Consider the following 2,307-nt stretch of genomic DNA (forward strand, 5'->3'; position numbering starts at 1 on the left):
GGGTGTGCACGTGATCGACTGCCCGGTCGATTACAGCGAGAACGACCGCATCCTCAACAGCGAGCTGCGTGAGCGCGCGCTGGCGGTGTAAGCCCTGACGACCTTATCGCTGTAAGCCGGCACCCACAGGTATCTCAGATCCTGTAGGTGCCGGCGGGTGGTAGTTAGCAACCACTTCACGCCTGTTGCAATTGATCATTCTCAGGTTCTCTACTCATGGAGAACCCGAGAACATGACTATTGGTTCAACACACAACCATCCTGCCGATCTGGCCATCGACCCATTGCTGCCCACGCAGCCGTGGGCAGCGCGTTTCCCTAATCCCCCGGATCTCTGCTTCGACTACCGCCGTCTTATCGAACAAGAGGGAGGCGTCGCACGTGCCACACAACCCGATCACCGCATTTGCATCGTCGGTGCCGGAGTTACCGGGTTGACTGCTGCCCGCGAGTTATTGCGCTGTGGTTTCAACCGTATCACCTTGATTGAGCAGTCCCGGCGTGTAGGCGGGCGACACCTGACGGTCGTGAACAGCTCAGCAAACCACAAGCAACCTGCAACCCCTTTTGAAATGGGGGCCATGCGCATGCCGTTTTTCAATAGGACTGGAGAGTCGCCTAAAGACGGTCGCTCGCTTATGGCCTATTACGCAGAGCTGTTCGAGCTGCGGATTTCTGATTTCCCCAATCCAGGTACACCTTGGGTGAATGCCACGGGGATTTATCTTCGCGAAGGTCAATTAGAGGGGGACGGTGACCCGAGTCTTTTGGTTTGGCGTAATCCGTCAGGCGAAACACCACCCCCTTCGGCTGTCTTGCAACAGGTCTATGAGAAATGGCGCAATTTTGCTCAGCAATTTGCTGAACATGTTGCCACGGTCTATGGCACGTCAAGCTGGGAGTCGATATGGCGGGACATCGTCGAACGCTATCATCGATTGTCGTTCAGGGATTTGGTGAGTTTGCCCGCCCTTGCTGCCTGGGACCCTGAAAACCCCGGTGACTTTGGCGGTTTGGGCATGAGCAGTGATGAATCAGCCATTTTCTATGCAATCGGTATTGGCGACGGCAGCTGGGGGGCATTTTATGATGTTTGCTGCTTGTACCCGCTACGTACGGCAATCTTTGGCTTCAGCAGCCATTTGCAGTTGGTGCATGGCCGTGTGGATTCAAGAGGTGTGCCTTACGCGGCACCTCATCTTGAAGCAGACAATGTCCCAGATAGCAGGGGATTGCCGTTTCAAGGGCCAGCTTATATCGGACTTTCGGCCCTCGACGAAAGCCTTTTGTACCTTGACGTCGGCATAGGTGGGATCTCGCTGTATGAACATCTTCTGAAAACAAATGATGGTCTGCTGACAGACACGTCAGTGTGCGCGGTGCAGAAGCTGGAAGATGGCCGTGTTCGGGTCGGATATCGTTGGCGATGCAGTGATCCATTCCACGAGAGCACCGAGTATGAAGACTTCGACAGCGTGATCATAACCACTCCGTCATGGCTGATCGAAACCAACATCAACCTCAGCGGTTTCACCCGCCAGATGTTGCCGCAGCCGATTATCGATGCCTGGAAACATGCCCATTGGGAGACCAGCTGCAAGGTCTATGCACCGCTGAAGAAAAGTTTCCTAGACCAGAAGCCGATGCCGCAAATTCTGATTACCGATAGCTTTGTGCACGATGTCTATGCCTATCGGTACAACGATAGCTATCCAGATGACTGCATTCTTCTCAGTTATACCTGGGAGGATGACGCGACCAAGTTGGCTGCCTTCTCTGATGAGGAGTTGGCGACCAAATGCCTGAAGGAGCTCGATCGGATCCTTCTACGCTGCACCAACGTGGGTGAGGCTATTTCGTCCTACATCGATACTCGAAATATTTGCATACAGCGTTGGATCACAGACCGAAACGCGCTCGGGTGCGCGAAGTTGTATAGGGCAGGTACCTACTTTGATGCTGTAAACCTGATGAAATACAACCGAGACCTGAGTGCGCGCTCAGGGCTGTATCTGGCTGGCGAGTCCTTCTCAGTTGACGCTGGATGGACCGAGCCGTGTTTGCGCACGGCAATCGATACGGTCATCAACCTCTGCAACAACACGTCAGCCGAGTTCAATGGTGGCTTTACCCTCGAGTACTACCCCCACTATCAGGTTGGGAAATAACGGCGTACGGGGCATTTTGTAGGGGGAGTCCTACTGCCATTGTGTGATTTTCCTTTGGTTCCATAGGACTCTCCTGACTGTCGCTCCCTGACCCAACATCGCTTTACTGGCGTCCTTCCAAAACAACCACAAGAAGGAA

2 protein-coding genes are annotated in these 2,307 nt (G+C 53.9%); both read left to right on the forward strand.

The window, feature by feature from the left end:
• The coding region (locus tag BJQ17_RS32365; protein WP_232856785.1) for a hypothetical protein at window positions 1-91 on the forward strand (91 nt) is incomplete at its 5' end.
• A gap of 142 nt (window positions 92-233) precedes the next feature.
• Complete coding sequence (locus BJQ17_RS29460; RefSeq protein WP_070096982.1) at window positions 234-2,168, forward strand: FAD-dependent oxidoreductase; 1,935 nt, start codon at window positions 234-236, stop codon at window positions 2,166-2,168.
• Window positions 2,169-2,307 lie beyond the last annotated feature (139 nt).

The sequence above is a fragment of the Pseudomonas sp. NBRC 111139 genome (assembly GCF_001753955.1).
GTDB lineage: Bacteria > Pseudomonadota > Gammaproteobacteria > Pseudomonadales > Pseudomonadaceae > Aquipseudomonas > Aquipseudomonas alloputida.

Bases quoted from the DNA above. Each gene is read 5' to 3' on its own strand.
- BJQ17_RS29460 (WP_070096982.1), top strand. From the start codon at position 234: ATGACTATTGGTTCAACACACAACCATCCTGCCGATCTGGCCATCGAC.